The sequence below is a fragment of the Chitinophaga solisilvae genome (genome assembly GCF_009928525.1).
GTDB lineage: Bacteria > Bacteroidota > Bacteroidia > Chitinophagales > Chitinophagaceae > Chitinophaga > Chitinophaga solisilvae.
In genome coordinates, this window is sequence record NZ_JAABOK010000005.1 from 574,224 (window position 1) to 599,552 (window position 25,329).

Consider the following 25,329-nt stretch of genomic DNA (forward strand, 5'->3'; position numbering starts at 1 on the left):
GGCAGGACATCAAAAACACAGTTTTTAAAGTTTACGTATGAACAAATTTAGTAAAAGCAAAGCAAACTGGCGTTTGCCGGTCATGTGTATGTTATGGCTGCTGGTGACGGGCTATGCCAGGGCGCAGTCGCCGGCAATGAATGCACCGGTGAGCCTTTCGCTGACCAACACCACCCTGGCGGCAGTAATTGCTGAAATTGACCGGCAGAGTGACCTCTCTTTTTCTTATGACCGCGCCTCGCTGGCGACCGTAAAAATCAACAGCGCCGTGTGGCAGCATATGCCGCTGAAAGCTGTGCTGGCGGAGCTTTCCCGCAATACAGGCATGCAGTACGAAGTAAGCGGCAATACCGTGGCTGTTAAATCCGGCAGGCCGCAGCAGCCGGGAAGCATACGCGGACGCGTAGTTGATTTTGAAACCAGCGCTCCGCTGCCCGGCGCCACCGTACAGCTGCAGGGCACTACGGCAGGCGCTATCACCGACGCCCGCGGATTCTACCAGTTAAAAGATGTTGCCCCCGGAAAATATACGCTGCTCGTTACCTTCATCGGATATCAGCACGGTATCGTCAGCAATATAGTGGTGGAAAGCAACCGGCAGGAAACCTCCGACGTAAAGATGCAGGCCGGCGGCGCTCTCCGGGAAGTGGTGGTGGATGCAGGCCCGCGTAAGGTACGCGCAGTCACCCACAGCACGGAAACGCAACTGATCCGGGAAGTACGTAATGCTACCGGCGTGGTATCCGGTATCTCCAATGAACTGATCGCTAAAACTCCGGACAGGAACGCTGCAGAAATCGTTAAGAGAATTTCAGGCGTTACCGTGGTAGATGACAGGTTTATTGTGGTGCGTGGTATGAATGAACGCTATAACCTGACCTATCTCAACGGCAACATTGCACCTTCTACAGAACTGTACAACAAAGCCTTTGCGTATGATCTGCTGCCCAGCAGCGTCATCGATAAAATACTGGTGTATAAATCTCCGGTGGCCGACCTGGTGGCTGATTACGGTGGTGCTGCGGTGAAAATATTTACTAAAAATGCTATGCCGGTAAAGCATTTTGATATCGGTATCCAGCTGGCACACCGCGTCGGTTCCACCCTGCAGCAGCATGTGAGTTATAACGGCGGAAAGCTGGATGGTCTTGGCTTTGATGACGGTACGCGTAAATTGCCCGATTTCTCTCCCGGTATCTTTCACAGCAACCAGAAAGTACCCGGAACCGTTTCCAATGCAACATGGGTGGACGGATTTTCTTCTACCATGAATTATGGTACCAGGTACTCCCTGCCGGATATGCAGCTGTTTGCCAACTATTACAACAGCTGGAAAATAGGTAAAGCCAGGCTATATGACCTTACGGCGATTACTTTTACGAAAGAAACAACCGGCTATGACCTGTACCGGCAGAAAGGAAATACCAATGCCAGGGAGATTTCGGAAGATACGGTGAGCATGCAGGCTGCTTTCGACAGAAATACCCGGTCCTATATCCGGCAGTCCACCGAAACCGGTAAAATTAATATCCTGGAAAACCTCACGCTGCAATGGAATGATAAACACAAACTTTTTCTGCGGAATTTTTTCGTGAATGACGGACGACGCTTTACAAGCGTGAGCAGCGTTTATCCCAACATCATAGATAAGCCCGGCTTCTATATTCACAACCGTGATATTGTGTTGTCATTCCAGCAGCGTACACTGTACTCCGGAAACCTGGGAGGAGCGCATCAGCTGGGCACAGCAGGAAAGCACGATCTGGAATGGAACCTGGGGTTTACACATAATCAGCAGCAGTTCCCGGACCAGCGCATCATCCACCTGTATTCTTCTCCGAATTACGGAGATACCAGCTGGATAATTGCCGCCACAGACCAGTACGGTATATTTAACCGGCTGTATACCAAAATACAGGAGCGTATCTATAATGCTTCGCTGGATTATACCTTTCACGTAACGCCTGCCTTGTCATTTAAAACAGGCGCTTATGAACTGTTTAAGCTGCGGCAGGTAGGCCGCCGCGTATTCCGTGGAAACCGGGCAGGTCTTGGGTTGTATGAACTGCGTCAGCCAAATGATGACCCGCAGTGGACTACAGGTCACGGCATCAACAACCTGGCTATTCTCCGCTTTCGTCAGGATAATCTGTCAACATTCTGGAGCCACCGGAATTTCCCGGATGATAATACCGGCCTTGCCATGTATGATGGTACTTCCCCGGTAGACGCCTATGTGGCCAGCGAACAGTATAATGCCTTTTATGTAATGGGCGACTGGAAACCGGCAGACGAAAAGCTGGTATTCAATGCAGGGCTGCGGCTGGAATACGACCGGCAGCGCCTCGCAGGCGCTAAACCGGGAGTGCTGGGGAATGCTTCGTTGCTGCCGGTAAACATAGACCACCAGCAAACACTCCTGCTGCCTTCCATGAATATCAGCTGGAGGCCCGGAGAATCGCTGGTATTACGCGGTGGTTACGGAAGAACAGTAAACAGACCTGATTTCCGCGAAATATCCCCCTACAACGACATGGATTTTCAGAACCAGGAAATCATCTTCGGAAATAAGAATATCGTTCCTGCTATTATCGATAACTATGATCTGCGCGCTGAATGGTATCCTGCCCGTAATAAAAGCGAGATGTTCAACGCAGGTATCTTCTACAAACGCCTGCAACACCCTATAGAACGTATGCGTAAGGAAGTAGCCAATTCAGATTACGATGATGGCCTTGGCTATACCGTTATCTCCTATGATAATTCTGTAAAGGCAGAGATCTATGGAATAGAAGCAGAAGTAAAGAAAAGTCTTTCCTTCATTCCCGGTAATCTCTTCAGAAATCTCTCCTTTGTATTCAATGGTACACTGGTGAAAAGTGTAACAGAAAGACATGCAGTTGCCGGTAATTATTTCCAGGACAGCATCCGGGTAAAGGGACAGCCGCTGCAGGGACAATCGCCGTATGTACTGAATACCGGCCTGTTTTATGAAAACCCCGCCTGGGGAACTAAAATCGGATTGATCTACAATGTAAGCGGGCCACGCATATACGCCAAGAGTATGCGCGCAGAAACCGATTCTGCCAGGGATTACCAGTATACGCGCGCAGACCTCCTCCAGCTGCCCGTGCATCTGCTGGATCTCTCTGTTACCAAACGTCTTATTAAATCCCTCCAGGTTAAATTCAGTGTACAAAACTTGCTGGATCAGGCTTACCGCATCGTGGAAGATCAGAATTACAACCAGCATTACGATGCTGAAACCCCTGTTACCAAAGCTAACGGAGATGTTTATTATGTAGGTGATAACATTGTCACAAAGTATAAACCAGGCAGATATTTCCTGCTGCAGTTCACCTATTCTTTCTAAAAATATTATCATGAACAAGCATATCATCAATCGAATAATGTTACTCTGCTGCTGCCTGGTAACGGCTTGCAGCAAAGATGTAACCCCGCCGGATGTGATAACGAAAAGCGGTATTTTCTTTTACAACGGCTCCTATGCGCTCAGCAAACAGGTGTTCGATAATATGGGCAACAGCCGTAACTGGCTGCTGATAGATAACCAGGATACCGCCTATCAGACAATCCCTTCCGAAATCCCGGCGCTGCCCTGCTTCAGCAGAAGCAATCCCGAAGTATATCCTGCCAGCAGAGGCGGATGGCCGATTCTGATGCCGGTAGCTACGGGAACGCATACACTGTTGCTGACAGATACCTCCGGCCTGGTGATTGATAAATCTTCCCTGAATATTACAACAGATGTACAGACAGCTGTTTTCTACGGCGATTATTTCGGTAAATATAAAAGCCTCGTACTGACAGACACCTATGTGCCGCTGCAGGGCAGCGCCGGTATACGGCTGGTGAATCTCAGCCCTTCTGAACATCCCGTTTATATCACGATAGATAAAGTTATTCCGGCTGTTCTGCCGGCGGCTACAAAGTACGGAGATCATACACCCTTTCTGCAGCTGCCGCTTTCCCGGCAGGATACCCTCAATATCAAAGTGTACCGGGAAGGAGATGAATCGAAGGAAATTCTGGGACGGGCACAGCTGACAGCGATGCCCGGTCACGCCTATACGCTGGTGATGACCGGCTACCGGACAGATGGCCCCACGTCGTACAACGATCCGCGCTCCGGCAAAACAGTGATGATACAACCCAATTTCCAGATTACTGTACTGAAGAACTATTAAGTATGAAAACAGGATACACAAGTAAAATAACCGCCATCATACTCCTGATGGCAGTACTGACGCCGCTGCTGCACAGCTGCCGTAAAGTGGATGATAACGAACAGCTGGTGGCCTCGCAGCCCTGGTTTGCAGATACCTATAATCTGGAGGGAAGATACGGTATCGCCGAATGGTCATACCCCCGGATGCTGGTAATAGGAGATACCGCTATGCTGATCGGTAAATTTTTTACAGAAAAGCCAGGCAGCGAAATACTGATTGGCGGCGTGCCGGTGAAAATTACGGAGCATATTACCCTCGATCCCGGAAATAAATATAATACCGGCGGACTGCCCCTGCAGCAAATGGACCTCATCCGCTTCGTGGTAACCAAGGAAATGGGAACAGGCGCCCGCCGCGATATTACCGCTGTGGCAAATGGCGTCCGCCAGCTGGGAAAGCAGGTAAGCATCCAGGCATTTGCTGCCACTACTAACGGTACCGACTCTACGCTGACAGTAACGGAAATAGGCTCCTGGGAGCCGGCAGACCAGCAGCTGTTTCTCACCAGGGGATATTCCTATATCCGCTCTTCTCATGTGGATATGTCGGGTAACCTGCTTTTTGATAACATCCTGGGATTGTATATGCTGCGCAATAAACACGTGAAAACAGTTATGAAGGCCGGCGATGTACTTAAGGATGACAAGGGAGCAGATTTTACCGTCACGTATGTACTCGGCAGCGCGCTTTCCTTTGATGGCGCCTTCATGTACATCTCTTTATCCACAAAAGAAAATACGCCTGATGCAAATGAGTATTACATTTTCCGCCTGCTTAAAATGGATGTTGCTTCCGGCGTTATCACTACCATCAACCGTACGCCGGTGATAAAGGGCCGCGCAGCCGTCAGCAACGACGGAAGGCCGTATACAGGACAGATCAGCCAGCTGAAAATAGTAACTACAGATCTTAACCTGGATATAAACAATAACCTGTTTTATGCCAATCACTATGCACCGGAGGATAAAGCCAACGGACATGAAGCCTGGTACAATTCCCTTACAGCAGGCATTTTCAGTACCTATGGCAGTTTTAACTCACTGCAGACCGTTTGCAGAATGGGTACCGGCGGAGAGGTAAGGGTGCTGATGAAAAACTGGACATCGGAGTATAACTCACCGGGTGAACCGGTGGCTGTCAGCATGTATACCCTTGATCCTGCCGGCCGTTATATATATGCGTTTAAAACGCCGGAAGGGTTAAACACCTACGCTATCCGTTTTGATGTGGAAGAAGAAGATGTGCTGAATACGCTGGCTAACTTCAGTTATACTTTTACCTTCCGTTCTTTCGAGAAGGACCCGGCATTGAAAAATACATCGCCGGTGGAGTGGTACGGGGATTATACCTCTATGGAATGGAATCCCAGGCTGGTATTGTCTGACGGAACACTGCTGAATGCAAATACGGCCTCCCTGAAGGCATTTGATTTTGACAACATGAGCGTATATTGTTATGCAGGCTCCGAGCTGGGCCTGGTGGGGGGCACTGAGAAACAGGATCAGGTTACGGGAAAGGCCAAGTGGGTGAACTTCTATGATATGTCTTTCAACGGAACAGATAAAAACAATGCGGTTTATTTCTGCCGTGGCATGGAAGTCAGCGGCCTGGCGCACAACCTGAGATTTTACCGGATGGCGCCTGCCGGTAAATGATACCGGTATCAAAACAACGCATCCCGGATATGGCATTGCTATGCTGTATCCGGGATGCGCTGTTTTAAACGATGTATTATCAGGACGGGTTCCGCAGACTGGCAATATCAATCACGAAGCGGTATTTCACATCTCCCTTCATCATGCGTTCGTAAGCGTTGTTGATATCTTTGATGTCAATTACTTCCACATCGCTGATGATGTTGTGTTCTGCGCAGTAGTCCAGCATTTCCTGTGTTTCCCGGATGCCGCCTATCAGTGATCCTGCAATGCTGCGGCGTCCCATAACCAGGTTGAAAGCTGGTACTGCGGAAGGTTCCGGCGGGATGCCGAGACATATCATCACACCGTTTAAGGTCAGCAACCTGAGGAAGGTGTTGTAATCATGCGGAGCGGATACGGTGTTGAGGATGAAGTCAAATTTGCCACGGAGGGCTTTCATCTGTTCTTTATCGTTTATCAGTGCAAAGTGGTGTGCACCTAATCTTTTGGCGTCGGCTTCCTTGGAGGGGGAGGTGCTGAGCATGGTTACTTCCGCACCGAAGGAAGCGGCCAGTTTCACCGCCATGTGGCCCAGTCCGCCCAGTCCCAGTACGGCTACTTTATGTCCCTTGCCTATTTTCCAGTGGCGCAGCGGGGAATAGGTGGTGATGCCTGCGCAAAGCAGTGGCGCCACGCCTTCCAGCGGTAACTTGTCGGAGATGTGCAATGTATATTTTTCGTCCACTACAATATGTGTGGAGTATCCGCCATAGGTAGGTGTTTTACGATCCATCTCCGTACCGTTGTAAGTATCTGCTACGCCGGTTTCACAATATTGTTCCTCTCCGGCCTTACAGGGATTGCATTCGCGGCAGGAGTCAACAAAGCAGCCTATTCCTGCCAGATCGCCCACCTTGAATCCGGTAACATGATCTCCTACTTTGGTAATCTTCCCTACAATTTCATGGCCAGGTACCATGGGGTACACGGAATGGTTCCATTCAGCCCTCACCTGATGAATGTCTGAATGACAAACGCCGCAGTAAAGAATTTCAATCTGTACGTCATGAGGTCCTACCTCTCTTCTTTCAAAATTCCAGGGCCCCAGCGGGGTAGTGGCACTCTGTGCCGCATAAGCTTTAGCTTCAGTCATCGGGCAAAAATTTCTTCTAATCTAAGAAAAACACCCCAATTACCGCATAATTACTGCATCCGCCTCCGCTCACCCCACTCCCAACCTCCACCCTGAATCTCAGCTCTAAATCTCCGCCCTAAATCTCCGCCCTAAATCTCCGCCCTAAATCTCCGCCCTAAATCTCCGCCCTAAATCTCCGCTCTAAATCTCCGCTCTAAATCTCCGCCCTAATCTTTCCGCCCTAAATCTCCGCTCACATTCGTAATTCATAATTCGTAATTCGTAATTAAATTAGCGTATGTTAAGTTACTGGGAGAAACAAAGCCTGCTGCAATACGATTATATTATTATCGGCAGCGGTATCGTCGGTCTGTCTGCGGCTGTCAGCCTGAAGGAGCGGGAGCCGCTGGCGCGTGTGCTGGTGCTGGAACGCGAGGTGTTGCCCACCGGTGCGAGTACCAAAAATGCGGGGTTTGCGTGTATCGGCAGTCTGACGGAAATACTGGCGGATCTTCAGGCGATGCCCGCGGAGGTGGTGCTGAATCTGGTGGCTACCCGGCGGGCAGGATTGCAGCTGTTGCGCCGCCGCCTGGGAGATGATCGTATCGGCTACCGGGAAAACGGCAGCTTTGAGCTGATAGGTGAACAGGAAGAGTGGGCGCTGCACCGGCTGGATGAAGTTAACCGTATGCTGGAGCCGTTGTTTGAAGGGCAGCCTGCCTTTTCTCCTGCGAGCGAAAACATTGCGGCATTTGGCTTTGCGCCGGCAAATGTGAAGGCGCTTGTCCGCAACCACTTTGAGGGTGAGCTGCATACGGGTAAAATGATGCGCGCACTTATTGACCTGGCAATTGAAAAAGGGGTGGAAATCAAGACCGGTTGCCCGGTGAGCCGTTTTGAAGATCTGCATACAGGCGTCAACGTTATTGTCCCCAATCATGTGCTGAAGGAAGAGGTGGTATTTGCCGCCCGTAAGCTGCTGGTTTGTACCAATGCGTTCACGAGGCAGCTGCTGCCGGAAGAAGACGTGATACCCGGCAGGGGGCAGGTGCTGATTACCGATCCGGTACCCGGACTGCGTTTTAAAGGTATCTTCCACCTCGAAGAAGGATTTTACTACTTCCGGGAGCTGGACGGCCGCGTGCTGATGGGTGGAGGCCGCCACCTGGATTTCGCCGGCGAAACATCCGCAGACTTCTCCTTCAATGACCGTATCCAGCACGAGCTGGAAGAACTCCTCCGGCATACCATACTGCCACAGCAGCCCTTTACCGTAGCCGACCGCTGGACGGGTATCATGGCTTTCGGTAATAATAAACAACCCATCGTACGCGCCTATACGAAAAATATCCTCCTCGGCGTCCGCATGGGCGGCATGGGCGTAGCCATCGGCTCCATGATAGGAGAGCAGCTGGCGAATATGTGATTATGTGATTATTTGATTATTTGAGATTTGATTATTTAAAAATGCAGCGGAGATTTTCCCGAAAATTTCCGCATAATTTTTTGCATCTTATCCTCATAAATCTCCGGAATGATCTCCGCTGCATTTAAATCTCAAATAATGAAATAAATAAATGACCAAATAAAGTGTATGGAATACGTTTAATTTACTATATTGATCCGCCAAAATTTCTTAAACAACCACGTTTGAACAATTATGCAACACTTACTTCATCGTATTGATTACCTGGTTTTCCTGGTATATTTTGTCATCGTTGCCGGTTACGGGTATTATATCTACCAGCGGAAAAAGAAGGCGTCATCGGATTCCAAGGACTTTTTCCTGGCGGAAGGTTCCCTTACCTGGTGGGCTATCGGCGCCTCCCTGATCGCCTCCAATATTTCGGCGGAACAATTTATCGGGATGTCGGGTTCCGGATTTTCGATGGGACTTGCTATCTCTACCTATGAGTGGATGGCTGCCGCCACGTTGATTGTTGTGGCTGTGTTCTTCCTCCCTATCTATCTTAAAAACAAGATATATACCATGCCCCAGTTCCTGGAGCGACGGTATAATCAGACGGTAAGTACTATCATGGCCGTTTTCTGGCTGTTGCTGTACGTGGTAGTGAACCTTACTTCTATCTTGTATCTCGGCGCCCTCGCAATCAACAAAATTTCCGGTATCAACTTCTATGCCTGTATGGTGGCATTGTCTTTCTTCGCAGTGCTGATTACGCTCGGCGGTATGAAGGTGATTGGTTATACCGATGTTATCCAGGTGTTCTTCCTCATCCTCGGCGGACTGGCCACTACCTATCTGGCCCTGCAGCTGGTGGCAGAACATTTCGGTACCACCGGCGTGCTGAATGGTTTCAGCCTGATGCGCGAACATGCAGATGATCATTTCCACATGATCTTTAAAAAGGAAAGCCCGCATTACCTCGATTTGCCGGGGCTCAGTATACTCGTCGGCGGTATGTGGATTGTAAACCTGAACTACTGGGGATGTAACCAGTACATCACACAACGTGCACTGGGCGCGGATCTGAAGACTGCCCGCAGCGGTCTGCTCTTTGCCGGCTTCCTTAAACTGCTCATGCCGGTGATTGTGGTGCTGCCTGGTATTGCCGCCTATGTCCTGTATCAGCAGGGCATGTTCCAGGACGCTATGATGAAAGATGGTTCCCTGAACCCTGATAATGCTTACCCGGTGCTGCTTAACCTGCTGCCAGTAGGATTGAAAGGGCTGGCTTTTGCTGCGCTGACAGCCGCTGTAGTGGCTTCGCTGGCAGGTAAGGCCAATAGTATTTCCACCATTTTTTCTCTGGATATTTATAAGAAGATATACAATAAGGATGCTGATGAGAAGAAGATAGTAGGCGTAGGCCGTACAACGGTGATTGTGGCGATGATTATCGCGATTGTATTATCCAACTTCCTGGGTATAGATAAGAAAGGCGGATTCCAGTTTATTCAGGAATATACCGGCTTCGTATCTCCGGGTGTATTTGCGATGTTCATTATGGGCTTCTTCTGGAAACGCACTACCTCCAATGCTGCCATGTTCGCTATGATAGCAGGCTTGCTGCTTTCCTTCCTGTTGAAGTTCCTGCCGGGATGGGTGGATCTGCAACCGCTGTATGCTATCGGATGGTCCGCACCTAACGCCGCCGGCGTATACGAAATAGCATTTATTGACCGTATGGCCATCGTATTCGCTGTCTGTGTAATAGGTATGGTCATCATTTCGCTCGCTGATCCTAAGAGTAAGACCAATCCGAAAGGACTGGATGTGGACAGCAGCATGTTTAAAACAGCGATGCCGTTTACTATCGGGGCATTGTTTATTATCGGAATCCTGATTGCATTATACACAATTTACTGGTAGTCCATGTATTTCATCGGCTATGATATAGGTTCTTCTTCTGTAAAAGCTGCTTTGCTGGATGCGGACAGCGGCAGGTGCTTGGCATCTGCCGCCAGCCCGTCCAGGGAGATGCCCATACAGGTACCACATGCCGGATGGGCAGAGCAGGACCCGGAAAGCTGGTGGCAGGAAGTCATCAATGCTACCGCCCTGCTGCGGCAGCAGGCAGCTTTTGATCCGGCTGCGGTAGGCGGTATCGGTATCGCCTACCAGATGCATGGGCTGGTATGCGTGGATAAGGCGCAGCAGGTGCTGCGTCCTTCCGTCATCTGGTGCGACAGCCGCGCGGTAGATACCGGCAATAAGGCTTTTGCCGCATTGGGTGAGCAATACTGCCTGGAACATCTGCTCAACTCCCCCGGTAATTTTACCGCCTCCAAACTGAGATGGATATACGAAAATGAGCCGCATATCTACGAACGTATCCATAAAATTATGCTGCCCGGCGATTTCATTGCCATGAAACTCACCGGCGAAGCCTGTACAACCATCTCCGGCCTCTCCGAAGGTACCTTCTGGGATTTCGCTGCCGGCAGTGTCAGCAAAAAATTACTCGACTATTACCAGATAGATGAAGGACTGCTATCTGCCGTGGTGCCTGCTTTTGGCGTACAGGGCCGGCTCACCGCAGCTGCCGCGGCAGTGCTGCAGCTGAAGGAAGGAACACCGGTCACTTACCGTGCCGGCGATCAGCCCAACAACGCTTTTTCGCTGAATGTGCTGCAACCCGGCGAAGCCGCCACCACAGCGGGTACTTCCGGCGTGGTATATGCCGTACACGATCAGCACGCAGCCGATCCGCAAAGCCGGGTCAACACATTTGTGCATGTCAGTAACGATGCGCAGCAGCTGCGCAACGGGGTGCTGATGTGTCTCAACGGTACAGGCATCGCCAACAGCTGGCTGAAAAATATACTTGGCAGTACCGACTACGTCGCCATGAACAGCGAAGCGGCTACCGCGCCTCCCGGAGCAGACGGTCTGCTGATATATCCCTTCGGCAACGGCGCAGAAAGAATACTGGCTAATAAACGCACCGGCGCTGCCGCCAGGCACCTGGACTTCAACCGCCACGGACGTGCCCACCTGCTGCGCGCCGTGCAGGAAGGAATCGTTTTCGGCCTTTACTATGGTATGGAAATTATGTCTGCCATGGGGCTGCATATTCACCGTGTCAGGGCCGGCAATGCCAACATGTTCCTCAGCCCCCTGTTCCGCGAAGTTTTCGCCAATACCGCAGATGCAGTCATTGAACTGTACAACACCGACGGCGCACAGGGCGCTGCCCGCGGAGCGGCGGTAGGAGCAGGATATATGAATACCAGCAATGTTTTCCACGGCATGGAATGCCTCGCCGTTATAGAACCACAGGCAGCCCTGCAGGAGCAATACCGTGATGCCTATGGCCGCTGGCTCGCCGGACTGGCTGCCCTCACGACATAACGATAACGTACATACGTCATTTTAAAATCCACCTTTTATGAGCATTACACTTGGAAACACAGAGTATTTCAGCGGTATCGGCAAAATCAGCTACGAAGGCCCGCAGTCTGATAATCCGCTCGCCTATAAGTGGTATGATGAAAACCGCATGATAGCCGGTAAAACCATGAAGGAATTATTCCGGTTCGCTGTCTGCTACTGGCACACCTTCTGCGGTACCGGCGGGGATCCCTTCGGGCCGGGAACAAAAAAATTTCCCTGGCTGGCATCTCCGGATGCGGAACAATCTGCCAGAGACAAGATGGATGCTGCTTTTGAATTCATTACCAAATTAGGCTTACCCTACTACTGTTTCCATGATGTAGATCTGACAGATGAAGGTGCAGATATGGCCACCTACGAAAAGCGGATGCAGCTGATAACAGACTATGCCCGCCAGAAACAGGCTGCCAGCGGTGTAAAGCTGCTGTGGGGCACGGCCAACGTATTCAGTCACCCGCGCTATATGAATGGCGCCGCTACCAACCCCGATTTCTCCGTGCTGGCCTATGCAGGCACACAGATAAAAAATGCGCTGGATGCAACCATCGCCCTGGGCGGAGAAAACTATGTTTTCTGGGGCGGCCGTGAAGGATATATGACCCTGCTCAACACCAACATGAAACGCGAGCAGGAACATCTGGCCCGCTTCCTGGGCATGGCCCGCGACTATGCGCGCAAACAGGGTTTCAAGGGAACATTCTTCATAGAACCTAAACCCTGCGAACCTACCAAACATCAGTACGACTTCGACAGCGCCACTGTCATCGGATTCCTGGAACGTTACGGCCTGGCAAAGGATTTTAAACTGAATATAGAAGTAAACCACGCCACACTGGCGGGCCATACCTTCCAGCACGAGCTGCAGGTGGCCGCAGATGCAGGTATGCTGGGCAGTATAGACGCCAATCGCGGCGATGCACAGAACGGCTGGGATACTGATCAGTTCCCCATGCATCTCAACGACCTGGTGGAAAGCATGCTCATTATCCTGGAAGCTGGCGGCTTTGCCGGCGGCGGTGTTAACTTCGACGCTAAAACCCGCCGCAACTCCACCGACCTGGAAGATATATTCCACGCGCATATCGGTGGGATTGATACCTTTGCAAGGGCCGCTGTCATCGCAGAAAAAGTACTGACACATACGCCCTATAAAAAATTCCGCCAGGAACGCTATGCTTCCTTCGACACCGGTAAAGGCCGGGAGTTTGAAGAAGGTAAACTGTCACTCGAAGATCTCCGCAGTATCACCATCGCCGGCGGAGAACCCACGCAGATCAGCGGTAAACAGGAATGGCTGGAAAATCTTATCAACAGCTGCATTTAATATAATAGCACATGGTCATAAAAACCTTTCATGAGGCCGGGTTTGATATACTGGCGCTCATTGATCAGAACAGTGAAACACAAATAGAAATTATTCCCGCTCACGGCGCCCTGCTGCACGCCTTCAAAGTGAAACGCAACGGTGAAATCATCAACCTGATTGACAGCTACAGCAGTATCGATGACCTGAAAGGCAATCTGCACGAGAGCTTCAAAAGCGTAAAGCTCAGCCCTTTTGCCTGCCGGATCAAAGATGCATCCTACCAGTGGGAAGGCGCTACCTACAGCATCGCTAAAACGATAGCCCCCGGAAATGCCATCCATGGCCTGCTGTATGATGCCGTGTTCTCCGTAAAGCAACAGCATGCAGATGAACAGCACGCCACCGTAACGCTGGAATATCGCTTCAAGGCAGAAGATACCGGCTATCCTTTCAGCTACGACTGCCTGGCCACCTACACCCTGCGTCCCAGCAATGAACTGGAGGTGACCACGGAAGTCATCAACCGGAGCGATGTATCTATTCCGCTGATGGATGGCTGGCATCCCTACTTCAGTACCGGCACCCCCGTGGATGACCTGGTGCTGACCTTCGCCTCTAAGGAAATAGTAGAATTCGACGCTAAGCTGATCCCTACAGGCAACGTACTGCCTTACACGGAATTCGTTCATGGCAAAAGCCTGGCAGGCGTGGAACTGGATAACTCCTTTGTGCTGGATTTCATACAGCCGCAACCGTTAGCTACCCTCCACGATCCGGTGAAAAATATCAACATCGCTTTCTTCCCCGGGAAAAATTATCCTATCCTGCAGGTGTATATCCCGCCTCACCGTAACAGTATTGCGGTGGAAAATCTGAGCGGCGCACCCAATGCCTTCAACAACGGCCTCGGACTGGTTACCCTCGCCGCCGGTGAAAGCAGGACCTTCGATACAAAAATTAAAATCACGGTGTAATACCAGTGGCCCGGTGGCATAGTCTTTGGATGATTTGCTCAGGCAGGCTGACACACCTGAAATACTGATCAGCCCGCCCATCCCGGCGTCATTAACCTAAAATGTAAGATACAGAAGTCCTCTGCCTGCCTGGCAGGGGATTTTTGTTTTTTAAACCAAGGGCATTTCTTTAATTTGTACCACGGATGCTGATGAACAATGTACATACCGTAAGGGTTGTTCAGGGAGAGGAAAGATAGTCAGGATTAAAACTTATGAATTATGAAGGCTTTTATGCGCATCATGCTGTGTTGTTTGACAGGCATGTTATTTTCACAGATGGCAGGCGCTCAGGTAACTGTTACCGGACAGATATCAGACAGCAACAAACTGGTGTTACCTTATGCCACGGTAACCAATATCAATTCCGGTAAACGGGCATTGTCCGACCAGGGCGGTTTTTATAAGATAGATGCCTCCCGCGGAGATAAAATCGTTTTCACTTTCGTGGGGTACCTCCCGGATACCCTGCCGGTAACGCTCACAACCGGTACGCAGACCTCCAATATGAAACTGGTGGTGGCCGGTAAATTCCTGAAAGGAGTGGAAATTACTTCACAGTATTCTCCTTATCAGATAGACTCCATTGAGCGTCGCCGCCAGTACGGTTACCTGCTGGATCTGCCCAACAAGCCGCTGGCCGGTGGTAATACGCCGGAAGGCGCGGGTATCGTATTCAGCCCTATTACCCGGTTCTCCAAAGGAGAAAGACAAAAACGCCAGTTCAAGAAAAACTACGAGGAGATGGAAAAACAGAAATTCATTGACTCCCGGTTTACGCCGCTGCTGGTCAGCCAGGTTACCGGTCTCAAGGGCGACTCCCTGCAGCATTTCATGCGCGATAATTATCCCGACTACAATACCATGCGTAGTCTGGCGCATAACGACCTGCTGTACTGGATCACAGACAAATACAAAGCCTGGGCGAATAAACCCCGCTAAAACAGGATTACCTGATAAAGAAAAGCCGCAGAGAATAATCTCTGCGGCTTTTTTAATTATTCAGATTTTAATTGCATCCGGTTAATTGTACACCTTTACCATATATACAAAGTCTTCCAGTTTTTTAATCTGATCCACCCTGTTCATACCGTCCAGGTGACTTTTATGGTTCCATTCCCTTTTCACGCCTTTTTCCTTCGGCATTTCATCCAGCAGGCGTTTCAGATGGGCTGATTTTACGGCGAAGGCAATACCATCTGAGGTGGTCTGTTTGCCGGTTACAATACCTACCACATCGCCTTTGCTGTCCAGCAGCGGAGCGCCGCTGTTGCCGGGGTTCACCGGAATGGATACCTGATAGGCCGTGGTATCGCCGTTGAAACCTGTTTTGGCGCTGATATAACCTTTGCCATAAACAATTTCATCGCGGGGGAAGCCCATGGTAAACACTTCTTCACCCAGTTTCACGCTTTGCGGTTTCAGCGCATAGGGGAGTGGCTGGCTCTTAAAGGAGGAGTCTGCAATTTTCAGTACGGCCAGGTCGCTGGAAATATCTTCAAAAATGCTGACAGCCTTGAAGGCTTCGCCTTTATTATTCTGTACATATACGGAGTCTGCGCCCGCTACAACATGATAGTTGGTGACCACGTAACCGTTGCCGGAAACCGCGAAACCGGTGCCGCCATAGGTGCCGGGGTTGGCAGGAGCCCTGTTTTTGTTGTTGATATCATTAATCAGCGCATTCTGGGAGCGCTGGATATTGTTGAGTACTCTTCTTACATCTTCATACTGGGCGGTAGATTTGGTTCTGGCCGCATTCTGCATGACAGCGATAGTAGAAAGAGAGGTTACCAGGGCGATGCAGGCGGCTGCTGCCAGGTTGGTGATGGTTCTGCGGCGTCTGGACAGCATTTTGGCAGCGTAGGTTTCTTCCTGGGCCTGCTTGCGCAGTACAGGCATATCCAGCTGCTGGTGTATAGCATCCATTTTGCTTTGCAGCGTTTTCCGCTGACCGAAGTGCGTCAGCTGGCTGAGGAAAAACTGATGTTCTTCTACCTGTTTGTTGATAAGTGGGTTGGTTCTACGCAGTTCTTCAAAAACGGCTTTTTCCTGTCCGCTCATTTCCCCTTCCAGGTAGCGCTCAATTTCACGTATTAAGATCATATCTTCATTCATGGCCGTTGCTGCTTATAGTGATGTATTATACTTATCAAAAAATAACTTCTTCAGTCGCATCAGACATTTATACTTCTGGTTTTTGGCGTTCTCGGCGTTGGTATAACCAAACTTGTCTGCTATTTCCTGCATGGACTTTTTATGCAGGTAATAATCTTCCAGGATGGTTTTACAAGGTTCGCCGATGTTGCCCATAGCCCCTTCCATGATCCTGAACTGTTCATCTCTGGCAGCGTGTTCATTCAGCGTGTCATCTGCCGGAATCACTTCCTCCATTTCAGGGTGCAAAGCATACAAGCCGTAGGTCTGCTGTACTTTTTTGAGCCAGATATGACGACAAACGGAATAAAGAAAGGTTTTTAGCCGGCTGGTCAGGGTAAAACTGCCTTCGCATACCTTTTCATATAGTACGATAACCGCTTCCTGGAAAACATCTTTGGCGTCTTCTTCAGAGCCATTATACTGCAGAATCATGCGGAGTACCGCCGGAAAATTTTCTGAATAGATGGTTTCCAATGACTTATCGTCGCTTCTTGCCAGTCCCAGCAATAATTCCCTGTCTCTTGTTATGTCTTGTTGTTGCTTCACTCTTAATACAGTTATTAGGCATTTGGTAACCCAAAGTACCGAAAAAAAATTTTTTTCAAAGATTGGGTTACCTTTTGGGTGATCCCGGTATAAAGGTGTAAATCATTCAAAAAACACCTTAAATTATTGTACGATGAAGAACGTAATTAAACTCGGTTTCTTAGCTCTGTCTTTCGGTCTGTTTGCAGTTGCCTGCGGTGGCGGCGAAACTAAATCTGCTGCTGACTCTACAGCTACTGCTGCTGGTAACGCTATCGATTCAGTTGCTCAGAAAGCTGACTCTGCAGTTACAGCTGTTGCTGATTCTGCTAAAGCTATCGTTGATTCAGCTGCTGCAAAAGTTGATTCAGCTGCTGCTCACCACTAATCTGATTAAACCTTTAGGTTTTATAATGAACCGTTCCGGCTTTGCCTGGAACGGTTTTTTTGTGCCTTCCTATCTTCCTGTAAATCATCGGTTTTAGAATTCATTCAAGAATGACCGCCATTTATTAAAAAAAATAAATTTTTTGATAATAGTGCTTGGATAATTAAAATCGTGCCGTATTTTTGTTCTGCATTCAAAGCAACCTGAATATTATCATGACTACGCAAACGACTTTTGGATTTTTTGGCTTCTATTATTTCTGGTACCAGGAATAGGGAGGTCGTTTGTAAGTACAAATAAAAAATAACTGCAAAAAGGCCTCCCGATAAAAGGGAGGCTTTTTTTATTATCAAATGTTATAATATGTTGAATCACAGCTTTAGTACTTCTTATTATTATTACTTCTTTTTTGCAGAGAAGCAGGGGACTCGTTTGTAATAAACATACTTTATGACAAAAAGTAATTATACAAAGGGTCCCGGAGACGGGGCCCTTTTTGTTTAAAATACCTAGTTGCTGTAGCAACTATAAACAACTAAAACAATTCAATACACATGAAAATTGCGATACAAGGGTTTGAAGGTGCATTTCACCAGGTAGCAGCGCAGGGATATTTCGGAAAGCAAACCACTATAGAAGCCTGCGCCACCTTCGCGGAGCTGGTGCGCAAAGTTAAACAGCAGCCCGATGTGGACGCCGGTATCATGGCCATCGAAAACTCTATCGCAGGCAGCATTTTACCTAACTACAGCCTGCTCAAGAACTCAGGGCTCCATGTCATCGGGGAAATATACCTGCAGATCAACCAGCACCTGATGGTACTGCCAGGTCAGACTCTCGAAGATATCAGAGAGGTGCACTCTCACCCGATGGCGTTATTACAGTGTATTGACTTCCTGGAGAAACACCCGCATATCAAGCTGGTAGAAACAGAAGATACCGCCCTCAGCGCCAGGCATGTAAGGCAGAAAAAGCTGAAAAGCGTGGCGGCAATCGCCGGTAAACTGGCCGCAGAGATCTTTGAACTGGATATTATTGCGCCGAATATCCAGACCAATAAAAATAACTATACCAGGTTCCTGGCGTTATCCCGCGAGGCACAGCCTACCGCAGAGGATGCCAACAAAGCCTCCGTATATTTCCATACCAGCCACGAAAGAGGCTGCCTCGCCAAAGTGCTGACGAAAATTGCAGATGCCGGCATTAACCTGTCCAAATTGCAGTCTTTCCCCATCCCGGCCAAAGAATGGAACTATTACTTCCACGCCGATATGGAATTCGAAAATCCGGATCACTTCGAAAAGGCATTAACGAAAATAGCCCCGCTCACAGAAAATTTAAAAGTGCTGGGCATCTACAGAAAAGGTAAAACTCATTAATTACAGAACGCAGCATATGCAGATACAGGTCGCTAAAAGATTACAGGGTACAGAAGAATACTACTTCTCCAAAAAATTAAGGGAGATAGATGAGATGAACCAAACCGGAACCAGGGTTATTAACCTGGGTATCGGCAGCCCGGACTTACCTCCGCATCCTTCTGTGGTAGCCGCGCTCAGCGAGCAGGCGGCATTACCCAACACGCACGCATACCAGGGCTACAAGGGTATCCCCGCTTTACGCAAGGCTATGGCCGACTGGTATCAGCGTTATTACAGCGTGTCCCTGAACCCGGATACGGAAGTGCTGCCGCTGATCGGCTCCAAGGAAGGCATCATGCATATCTGCATGACTTACCTCCAGGCCGGCGACGAAGCGCTGATTCCCAATCCCGGTTATCCTACCTACCGTTCCGCCGTTAACCTCAGCGGAGCTACCGTAGTGGATTACGACCTGACCGCCGAAAACAGCTGGCTGCCCGACCTGGATGCGCTGGCCCGGAAAGACCTCAGCAAGGTGAAGCTCATGTGGGTGAATTATCCGCATATGCCAACCGGCGCTAAAGTAAACAGGGAGTTCGCCGTAAAGCTCATCGCTTTCGCGAAGCAGCATAACATACTCATCTGCCATGATAACCCTTACAGCTTTATCCTCAGCGAACAGCCGGAAAGCCTCCTGCAGTTCGAAGGCGCTAAAGAAGTAGTACTGGAACTGAACTCACTGAGCAAATCTTCTAATATGGCCGGTTGGCGTGTAGGCATGCTCGTGGGTAAGGCAGAACGTATTGCGGATGTGCTGCGCTTCAAAAGCAATATGGACTCCGGTATGTTCCAGCCCCTGCAGATGGCTGCTGTTAAAGCACTGGAACTGGGCCCGGAATGGTATGCAGCACTGAATACCATCTACCGTGCACGCCGTGAAAAAGTATTCCGGCTGCTGGACCTGCTTGGCTGCAGCTACGATAAAAACCAGGTAGGCATGTTCGTATGGGCTGCCATTCCGGGAGATAACGCAGACGGCTACACGCTCAGTGATACCGTGCTTCACAAAGCGCGCGTATTCATTACACCGGGCGGCATATTCGGAAGTAACGGTAACGGCTATATCAGGGTAAGCCTTTGTCAGGATGAAAAGGTTTTCCAGGAAGCCATTGACCGGATTAAAAATGCATTGCAATGATTGTAACAATAGTAGGAACGGGCTTAATCGGCGGTTCGCTGGCCATCACCCTGAAAGAAAAGGGGGCGGCTACGAAAGTGATCGGGGTAGATCAGCAGGCTGCTCACCTCGTACGCGCGAAAGAGCTGAACATTATAGATGAAGGCGCTTCCCTGGAAGAGGCCATGAAGGTGTCGGACCTCGTCATCCTCGCCATCCCCGTGGATGCGATGCTGAAAGTACTCCCCGGCATTATGGACAATGTACGCCCCGGCCAGGTAATTATGGACGTAGGCTCCACCAAGCAAATCATTCTTCAGCTCGTTGCCGGTCATCCCAACCGCGGGCGCTTTGTAGCCGCGCACCCGATGGCCGGCACCGAGTATTCCGGCCCCGACGCCGCCATCAGGAACCTCTTCACCCATAAAACCATGGTTTTATGCGATGTGAAAAACAGCGATGAAGATGCACTGGAAATAGTGGAAAATATGGTAGACCAGCTGCAGATGCGTACCGTATATATGAATGCGGAAGAACACGACCTGCATACGGCTTATGTATCCCACATCTCGCATATCACCTCCTTTGCCCTGGCACTGACCGTACTGAAGAAGGAAAAGGAATCAGGACGCATCTTCGAACTGGCAAGCGGTGGTTTTGAATCTACCGTGCGCCTCGCGAAAAGCTCTCCCGATATGTGGGTGCCCATCTTCAAACATAACCGCAGCAATGTGCTGGACGTGCTTGATGAACATATCCACCAGCTGCAGCAGATGAAGGTGTTACTGGAAACGGAAGATTATGATACCTTCTACAAACTCATCCAGAAATCAAATAAAATCAGAAAAATTCTCAAATAATATAAATTCTCACAATCTACTTAACTTCAATACTATGGTACAGACAATGGAAGAAATATTATCAAAAACCAAATTCTCGGATCCTTCATCTGACAAGAAACCGCTGATTATCTCCGGCCCCTGCAGCGCTGAAACGGAAGAGCAGGTATTAGCTACCGCTCTCGCGTTACAAAAAACCGGCAAAGTGGACGTACTGCGCGCCGGTATCTGGAAACCCCGTACCCGCCCCGGTTCTTTTGAAGGTATCGGTACCAAAGGTCTGGCCTGGCTGCAGAAAGCCCGCGAAATCACCGGCCTGCCACTGGCCGTGGAAGTAGCTACCGCCAAACAGGTGGAAGACGCGCTGCACTTCGGTGTTGATATCCTCTGGGTAGGAGCCCGTACTACCGTTAACCCTTTCTCCGTACAGGAAGTAGCCGATGCCCTGAAAGGTGTGGACACTACCGTACTGATTAAGAATCCTATCAATCCTGACCTGGAACTCTGGATCGGCGCCGTGGAAAGAATCCAGAAAGCCGGCGTGAATAAGGTTGGTCTGATCCACCGTGGTTTCTCCAGCTATGGCAATACCCAATACCGCAATGCCCCCATGTGGCACCTGGCTATTGAACTGAAACGCCGTATGCCTGAACTGCCGATGATCTGCGACCCAAGCCATATCTCCGGCCGCCGCGATATCCTGCAGGAAGTATCCCAGGAAGCGATTGATCTGGATTACGATGGTCTGATGCTGGAAACACACGTAGATCCCGACAACGCATGGAGCGATGCGAAACAGCAGGTAACACCTGAAAAACTCGCTGAACTGCTCGACGGTATCGTTTGGAGAAGAGAATCCACCGATAAAAAAGATTTCAATACCGCCCTGGAAAAACTGCGTGCGCAGATCAACCAGGTAGACGATGAAATTATGCTGCTGCTCGGCAACCGTATGAAGATTGCAGAAAAGATCGGTATGTACAAGAAGGAAAACAACATCACCATCCTGCAGACAAACCGCTGGAACGAAATCCTGCAGCGTAACATCGCCAAAGGAGAGAAACTGGGTCTGACCAAAGAATTCATCCTGAAGTATTTCGATGCGGTGCATCTGGAATCCATCAACCGCCAGAACAGGGTGATGAACGAAGAGAAATAGCCCGGTTACCGGTTGTTGCTAACGGCAAAGACTACACGAAAATCATCTGATGAAAAAGATAACACATAATTTTCAGCAGCAGGCTACCACCTATTACCTGGGGGAAAGCCTGCTGCAACTGGGGAACCATGTAGATATCAACCGGGCAGTACTGGTGATAGACGAAAACGTGGAGAGATACCACGGGCATCATCTGCACAACTGGAGGAAGATAGTAGTGCCGGTAGGAGAAGAAGTGAAGAACATGGCTACCACAGAGCGCATCATCGACGGGCTGATACAGTTTGAAGCTGATCGCAAAACCACGCTGGTAGGTATCGGCGGCGGTATGATTACCGATGTGGCCGGGTTTGCCGCCAGCATCTATATGCGTGGTATTCCTTTCGGCTTTGTGCCCTCCACTTTGCTGGCTCAGGTAGATGCCTCCATCGGTGGTAAGAACGGCGTAAGCCATGGTAAACATAAAAATCTGCTGGGCATTATCCGTCAGCCGGAATTCATACTTTTCGATTATGCGTTACCGTTAACCATGCCTGACGAAGAATGGCATAACGGCTTCGCAGAGATTATCAAATATGCCTGCATCATGGATGCGCCCCTGTTTGATTATCTGGAAGCCAACCGCGTAAAAGCACTGGCCCGTGATGTGGAAGTGCTGGAATACCTCGTGGAAAAATCTGTGGCGGCTAAAACAACGGTTGTGCTGGAAGATGAGTTTGAGAACGGCCCCCGCCGCTGGCTTAACTTCGGCCATACACTGGGCCATGCTGTAGAGAAACTGGAGCATATTGCCCACGGAAAAGCAGTCGCCATCGGCATGGTAGCTGCTGCACGCTTTTCTGAAAACCTGATTGGTTTCCCGAATGAGCAGACGCAGCGCCTGATCCGGCTTATCAGCGATTATCAGCTGCCGGTAGCATTTACTTCCGACAAAGAAGCGGTATTCGATATTTTCAGACTGGATAAAAAACGGGAGAAAGATACCATTCATTTTGTGTTACTGGAGAAGATAGGAAAGGCGACTACCATCCCTGTTCCTATTGCTGACCTGAAGCTGTTGCTGCAGGAATTGTAATTATTTTCTAAACTTAAAAAGGCGGACGACTTATATATATGCAAGTTACTGTATTACCAGCCATCATTAAAGGCACCGTTACGGCCAACCCCTCCAAAAGCGCCATGCAGCGGGCAGTTGCAGCGGCATTGCTGGCAAAGGGCACCAGCATCATCCGTAACCCCGGCCTGAGCAATGATTGCCTGGCAGCATTGGAAGTAGCGGAAAACCTGGGCGCTGAAATCAAACGGGAAGACAATCACTTCGAAATTACCAGCAAAGGTGTTCAGCCGCTGAGCCATGAAATCAACTGCGGCGAATCCGGACTGGGTATCCGCATGTTCACCCCCATCGCAGCATTGTCTGCACAGCCCATCACTATCGTCGGGCATGGCAGTCTGACTACCCGTCCCATGCACTTCTTCGAGGAAGTATTACCGCAGCTCCAGGTGAAATGCACTACCGATAACGGTAAACTGCCCCTGCATATCCAAGGGCCGTTACAACCCAAAGATATTACCATAGACGGCTCTCTCAGCTCTCAGTTCCTGACCGGCCTGCTGATGGCGTATGGCGCCGCAGCAGCAGATGTGACCATCACCGTTAAAGATCTTAAAAGTAAACCATACATTGCATTAACCCTGCAGCTGATGGCGCACTTCGGTATTAAGGTAACTGAAACCGGCTTTGAGCAGTTCCGCTTTGGCAAACAACAGGCATATAAACCTACCGACTACACCGTAGAAGGCGACTGGAGCGGCGCGGCATTCCTGCTGGTAGCAGCAGCAGTGGCAGGCAAGGCAGAAGTGCAACACCTGAATACCGCTTCCGCACAATCAGACAAAGCTATTCTGGAAGCACTCGAAAAGGCAGGTGCTACCATTCTGCCCGGCGTATTCACTATCAATATCCAGCGAAACGGACTGCAGCCTTTTGAAATAGATGCAACGGATTGCCCGGACCTATTCCCGCCACTGGTAGCGCTGGCTGCTAACTGCAACGGCACTACGAAAATAAAAGGCGTAAGCCGCCTCGCACATAAGGAAAGTGACCGCGGCCTCACCCTGCAGGAAGAATTCGGCAAAATGGGCATCCGCATAGACCTGGAAGGCGATATCATGCTGGTACACGGTGGTACCGGTATCAAAGGCGCTACCGTACATTCGCATAACGATCACCGCATCGCCATGGCCTGCGCCGTTGCTGCACTAACAGCCGACGGCCCTGTAGTCATCGAAAATGCAGAAGCGATCAACAAATCATATCCTGAATTTTATGACCACCTGCAGCTGCTGGGCGGTAAAATCACCGTTGACGTACAGTAAGGACGGCACATTTTTTTCATCTTAAATCATTAGTGTGTGAACAGTTTTGGCAGAATATTCAGGGTAACCGTTTTCGGAGAATCGCATGGCGCCAGCGTAGGCGTAAACATTGACGGTATACCCGCCGGCTTGCCGCTGAAACAGGAAGATTTCCTGCCCGACCTGGAACGTCGTAAAGGCGGCGCCAGAGGCACTACGCCACGTAAGGAAGAAGATCTTCCCCATATCAAATCAGGCGTTTTCAACGATCATACCACCGGCGCTCCCGTTACTATTCTTTTTGAAAATAATAATACCCGCAGCACCGATTACGAAAAGCTGCGTGAGTTTCCCCGGCCGGGTCATGCAGATTTTGTAGCTACCGAGAAATTCGGAGGCTTTGAAGACTACCGCGGCGGGGGCCACTTCAGCGGACGACTGACCCTGAACCTCGTTGCTGCCGGCGTTATCGCCAAAAAAATACTGGGAGATACCATTCAGGTGAAAGCCACCATCACAGAAGTGGGAGGATATAAAGATCCGGAAGAAGGACTGGAAGCTGCCATCGCAGCGAAAGACTCCGTAGGCGGTATAGTGGAATGCACCGTAGACGGGCTGCCCATAGGACTCGGAGAGCCATTCTTTGACTCGCTGGAATCATCGCTGGCACATGCTGTATTTGCTATCCCCGCCATCAAGGGGATAGAGTTCGGCGCCGGCTTCGCTGCCGCAAAAATGAAGGGCCTCGAACACAACGACCCCATCATCGACAAAGCCGGTAAAACTGCTACCAACAACGCAGGCGGAGTTGTCGGCGGTATCACCAACGGCAATCAGCTGGTATTCCGTATCGCGGTTAAACCTACCTCCAGTACTCCCAAAGAACAACATACCTTAAACATCAGATCCGGTGAGGTAGAAACCTTCAGCGTAAAGGGGCGTCACGACCTGTGTATCGCCCTCCGCGTACCCGTTGTACTGGAAGCCGTTACTGCTATGGTACTGGCGGATTTTATGATGCTGGAACAGAGAAGGGGGAGGGTTTATTCAGTGTAAAATAATTACGAATTACGAATTGCGAATTACGAATGAGGAGCGAAGATCTAAGCGGATAAAGAATTTACTTCTTCGCTTAGATCTTCGCTCCTCATTCGTAATTCGCA

General features: G+C 49.8%; 20 protein-coding genes. 17 read left to right on the plus strand and 3 right to left on the minus strand.

Going from position 1 to position 25,329, the window contains the following annotated elements:
• Nucleotides 1-37: 37 nt before the first annotated feature.
• The 3 genes from GWG06_RS13295 to GWG06_RS13305 are packed head-to-tail and all read left to right on the plus strand — an operon-like array spanning nucleotide 38 to nucleotide 5,905.
• Complete coding sequence (locus GWG06_RS13295) at nucleotides 38-3,373, plus strand: TonB-dependent receptor domain-containing protein (RefSeq protein ID WP_160713760.1); 3,336 nt, start codon at nucleotides 38-40, stop codon at nucleotides 3,371-3,373.
• Between the two features lie 10 nt (nucleotides 3,374-3,383).
• Nucleotides 3,384-4,208: a DUF4397 domain-containing protein gene (locus GWG06_RS13300; protein WP_127038559.1), complete on the plus strand. Its 825-nt coding sequence runs from the start codon at nucleotides 3,384-3,386 to the stop codon at nucleotides 4,206-4,208.
• A 2-nt stretch (nucleotides 4,209-4,210) separates the two neighbouring features.
• Nucleotides 4,211-5,905 carry a hypothetical protein gene (locus GWG06_RS13305; RefSeq protein WP_160713762.1) on the plus strand — a complete coding sequence of 565 codons (1,695 nt, stop codon included), beginning with the start codon at nucleotides 4,211-4,213 and terminating at the stop codon, nucleotides 5,903-5,905.
• A 79-nt stretch (nucleotides 5,906-5,984) separates the two neighbouring features.
• Here GWG06_RS13305 and GWG06_RS13310 read toward each other — a convergent pair whose 3' ends face one another.
• Nucleotides 5,985-7,040 carry an NAD(P)-dependent alcohol dehydrogenase gene (locus GWG06_RS13310; protein ID WP_127038565.1) on the minus strand — a complete coding sequence of 352 codons (1,056 nt, stop codon included), beginning with the start codon at nucleotides 7,038-7,040 and terminating at the stop codon, nucleotides 5,985-5,987.
• Nucleotides 7,041-7,320: 280 nt separating this feature from the next.
• Between GWG06_RS13310 and GWG06_RS13315 the strand changes: the two genes are divergently transcribed.
• The 6 genes from GWG06_RS13315 (at nucleotide 7,321) to GWG06_RS13340 (ending at nucleotide 15,141) form a co-directional block, all read left to right on the plus strand.
• Nucleotides 7,321-8,448 carry an NAD(P)/FAD-dependent oxidoreductase gene (locus GWG06_RS13315; protein WP_160713764.1) on the plus strand — a complete coding sequence of 376 codons (1,128 nt, stop codon included), beginning with the start codon at nucleotides 7,321-7,323 and terminating at the stop codon, nucleotides 8,446-8,448.
• A gap of 234 nt (nucleotides 8,449-8,682) precedes the next feature.
• A complete protein-coding gene (locus tag GWG06_RS13320; RefSeq protein ID WP_127039390.1) occupies nucleotides 8,683-10,356 on the plus strand; it encodes a sodium/sugar symporter in 1,674 nt (557 codons plus the stop codon).
• Between the two features lie 3 nt (nucleotides 10,357-10,359).
• On the plus strand, nucleotides 10,360-11,838 hold the full coding sequence (locus tag GWG06_RS13325; RefSeq protein WP_160713766.1) for a xylulokinase: 1,479 nt from the start codon (nucleotides 10,360-10,362) through the stop codon (nucleotides 11,836-11,838).
• A 37-nt stretch (nucleotides 11,839-11,875) separates the two neighbouring features.
• Nucleotides 11,876-13,204: a xylose isomerase gene (gene xylA, locus GWG06_RS13330; protein WP_127039396.1), complete on the plus strand. Its 1,329-nt coding sequence runs from the start codon at nucleotides 11,876-11,878 to the stop codon at nucleotides 13,202-13,204.
• 11 nt (nucleotides 13,205-13,215) lie between these two features.
• Nucleotides 13,216-14,160 carry an aldose 1-epimerase gene (locus GWG06_RS13335; protein ID WP_160713768.1) on the plus strand — a complete coding sequence of 315 codons (945 nt, stop codon included), beginning with the start codon at nucleotides 13,216-13,218 and terminating at the stop codon, nucleotides 14,158-14,160.
• Nucleotides 14,161-14,421: 261 nt separating this feature from the next.
• Nucleotides 14,422-15,141, plus strand: a complete 720-nt coding sequence (locus GWG06_RS13340; protein ID WP_127039402.1) for a carboxypeptidase-like regulatory domain-containing protein — start codon at nucleotides 14,422-14,424, stop codon at nucleotides 15,139-15,141.
• A gap of 81 nt (nucleotides 15,142-15,222) precedes the next feature.
• Here GWG06_RS13340 and GWG06_RS13345 read toward each other — a convergent pair whose 3' ends face one another.
• A complete protein-coding gene (locus tag GWG06_RS13345) occupies nucleotides 15,223-16,317 on the minus strand; it encodes a S1C family serine protease (protein WP_127039405.1) in 1,095 nt (364 codons plus the stop codon).
• Between the two features lie 12 nt (nucleotides 16,318-16,329).
• Nucleotides 16,330-16,905: an RNA polymerase sigma factor gene (locus GWG06_RS13350; RefSeq protein WP_160713770.1), complete on the minus strand. Its 576-nt coding sequence runs from the start codon at nucleotides 16,903-16,905 to the stop codon at nucleotides 16,330-16,332.
• 133 nt (nucleotides 16,906-17,038) lie between these two features.
• Here GWG06_RS13350 and GWG06_RS13355 point away from each other — a divergent pair, with 133 nt between their 5' ends.
• The 8 genes from GWG06_RS13355 to GWG06_RS13390 all read left to right on the plus strand — a co-directional run bounded on the left by GWG06_RS13355 (nucleotide 17,039) and on the right by GWG06_RS13390 (nucleotide 25,222).
• On the plus strand, nucleotides 17,039-17,272 hold the full coding sequence (locus tag GWG06_RS13355) for a hypothetical protein (protein ID WP_127039411.1): 234 nt from the start codon (nucleotides 17,039-17,041) through the stop codon (nucleotides 17,270-17,272).
• A 554-nt stretch (nucleotides 17,273-17,826) separates the two neighbouring features.
• The gene (locus GWG06_RS13360; RefSeq protein ID WP_127039414.1) at nucleotides 17,827-18,651 is read left to right on the plus strand and encodes a prephenate dehydratase; all 825 of its coding nucleotides are present in this window, start codon (nucleotides 17,827-17,829) and stop codon (nucleotides 18,649-18,651) included.
• 16 nt (nucleotides 18,652-18,667) lie between these two features.
• Nucleotides 18,668-19,831, plus strand: a complete 1,164-nt coding sequence (locus GWG06_RS13365) for a pyridoxal phosphate-dependent aminotransferase (RefSeq protein WP_160713772.1) — start codon at nucleotides 18,668-18,670, stop codon at nucleotides 19,829-19,831.
• Entirely contained in the window at nucleotides 19,828-20,670 is an 843-nt protein-coding gene (locus tag GWG06_RS13370; RefSeq protein ID WP_127039420.1) for a prephenate dehydrogenase, read from the plus strand. The genes GWG06_RS13365 and GWG06_RS13370 overlap by 4 nt, the downstream gene beginning before the upstream one ends.
• 34 nt (nucleotides 20,671-20,704) lie before the next feature.
• Nucleotides 20,705-21,808 carry a chorismate mutase gene (locus tag GWG06_RS13375; RefSeq protein WP_235938317.1) on the plus strand — a complete coding sequence of 368 codons (1,104 nt, stop codon included), beginning with the start codon at nucleotides 20,705-20,707 and terminating at the stop codon, nucleotides 21,806-21,808.
• Nucleotides 21,809-21,857: 49 nt separating this feature from the next.
• Nucleotides 21,858-22,883: a 3-dehydroquinate synthase gene (aroB, locus tag GWG06_RS13380; RefSeq protein WP_160713774.1), complete on the plus strand. Its 1,026-nt coding sequence runs from the start codon at nucleotides 21,858-21,860 to the stop codon at nucleotides 22,881-22,883.
• 38 nt (nucleotides 22,884-22,921) lie between these two features.
• Nucleotides 22,922-24,187 carry a 3-phosphoshikimate 1-carboxyvinyltransferase gene (gene aroA / locus GWG06_RS13385; RefSeq protein ID WP_160713776.1) on the plus strand — a complete coding sequence of 422 codons (1,266 nt, stop codon included), beginning with the start codon at nucleotides 22,922-22,924 and terminating at the stop codon, nucleotides 24,185-24,187.
• A gap of 36 nt (nucleotides 24,188-24,223) precedes the next feature.
• Nucleotides 24,224-25,222, plus strand: coding sequence for a chorismate synthase (locus GWG06_RS13390; RefSeq protein WP_127039428.1), 999 nt, complete (start codon nucleotides 24,224-24,226; stop codon nucleotides 25,220-25,222).
• Nucleotides 25,223-25,329: the final 107 nt, after the last annotated feature.

Bases quoted from the DNA above. Each gene is read 5' to 3' on its own strand.
- GWG06_RS13295 (WP_160713760.1), top strand. From the start codon at position 38: ATGAACAAATTTAGTAAAAGCAAAGCAAACTGGCGTTTGCCGGTCATG.
- GWG06_RS13300 (WP_127038559.1), top strand. From the start codon at position 3,384: ATGAACAAGCATATCATCAATCGAATAATGTTACTCTGCTGCTGCCTG.
- GWG06_RS13305 (WP_160713762.1), top strand. From the start codon at position 4,211: ATGAAAACAGGATACACAAGTAAAATAACCGCCATCATACTCCTGATG.
- GWG06_RS13310 (WP_127038565.1), bottom strand. From the start codon at position 7,040: ATGACTGAAGCTAAAGCTTATGCGGCACAGAGTGCCACTACCCCGCTG.
- GWG06_RS13315 (WP_160713764.1), top strand. From the start codon at position 7,321: ATGTTAAGTTACTGGGAGAAACAAAGCCTGCTGCAATACGATTATATT.
- GWG06_RS13320 (WP_127039390.1), top strand. From the start codon at position 8,683: ATGCAACACTTACTTCATCGTATTGATTACCTGGTTTTCCTGGTATAT.
- GWG06_RS13325 (WP_160713766.1), top strand. From the start codon at position 10,360: ATGTATTTCATCGGCTATGATATAGGTTCTTCTTCTGTAAAAGCTGCT.
- xylA (WP_127039396.1), top strand. From the start codon at position 11,876: ATGAGCATTACACTTGGAAACACAGAGTATTTCAGCGGTATCGGCAAA.
- GWG06_RS13335 (WP_160713768.1), top strand. From the start codon at position 13,216: ATGGTCATAAAAACCTTTCATGAGGCCGGGTTTGATATACTGGCGCTC.
- GWG06_RS13340 (WP_127039402.1), top strand. From the start codon at position 14,422: ATGAAGGCTTTTATGCGCATCATGCTGTGTTGTTTGACAGGCATGTTA.
- GWG06_RS13345 (WP_127039405.1), bottom strand. From the start codon at position 16,317: ATGAATGAAGATATGATCTTAATACGTGAAATTGAGCGCTACCTGGAA.
- GWG06_RS13355 (WP_127039411.1), top strand. From the start codon at position 17,039: ATGAAGAACGTAATTAAACTCGGTTTCTTAGCTCTGTCTTTCGGTCTG.
- GWG06_RS13360 (WP_127039414.1), top strand. From the start codon at position 17,827: ATGAAAATTGCGATACAAGGGTTTGAAGGTGCATTTCACCAGGTAGCA.
- GWG06_RS13365 (WP_160713772.1), top strand. From the start codon at position 18,668: ATGCAGATACAGGTCGCTAAAAGATTACAGGGTACAGAAGAATACTAC.
- GWG06_RS13370 (WP_127039420.1), top strand. From the start codon at position 19,828: ATGATTGTAACAATAGTAGGAACGGGCTTAATCGGCGGTTCGCTGGCC.
- GWG06_RS13375 (WP_235938317.1), top strand. From the start codon at position 20,705: ATGGTACAGACAATGGAAGAAATATTATCAAAAACCAAATTCTCGGAT.
- aroB (WP_160713774.1), top strand. From the start codon at position 21,858: ATGAAAAAGATAACACATAATTTTCAGCAGCAGGCTACCACCTATTAC.
- aroA (WP_160713776.1), top strand. From the start codon at position 22,922: ATGCAAGTTACTGTATTACCAGCCATCATTAAAGGCACCGTTACGGCC.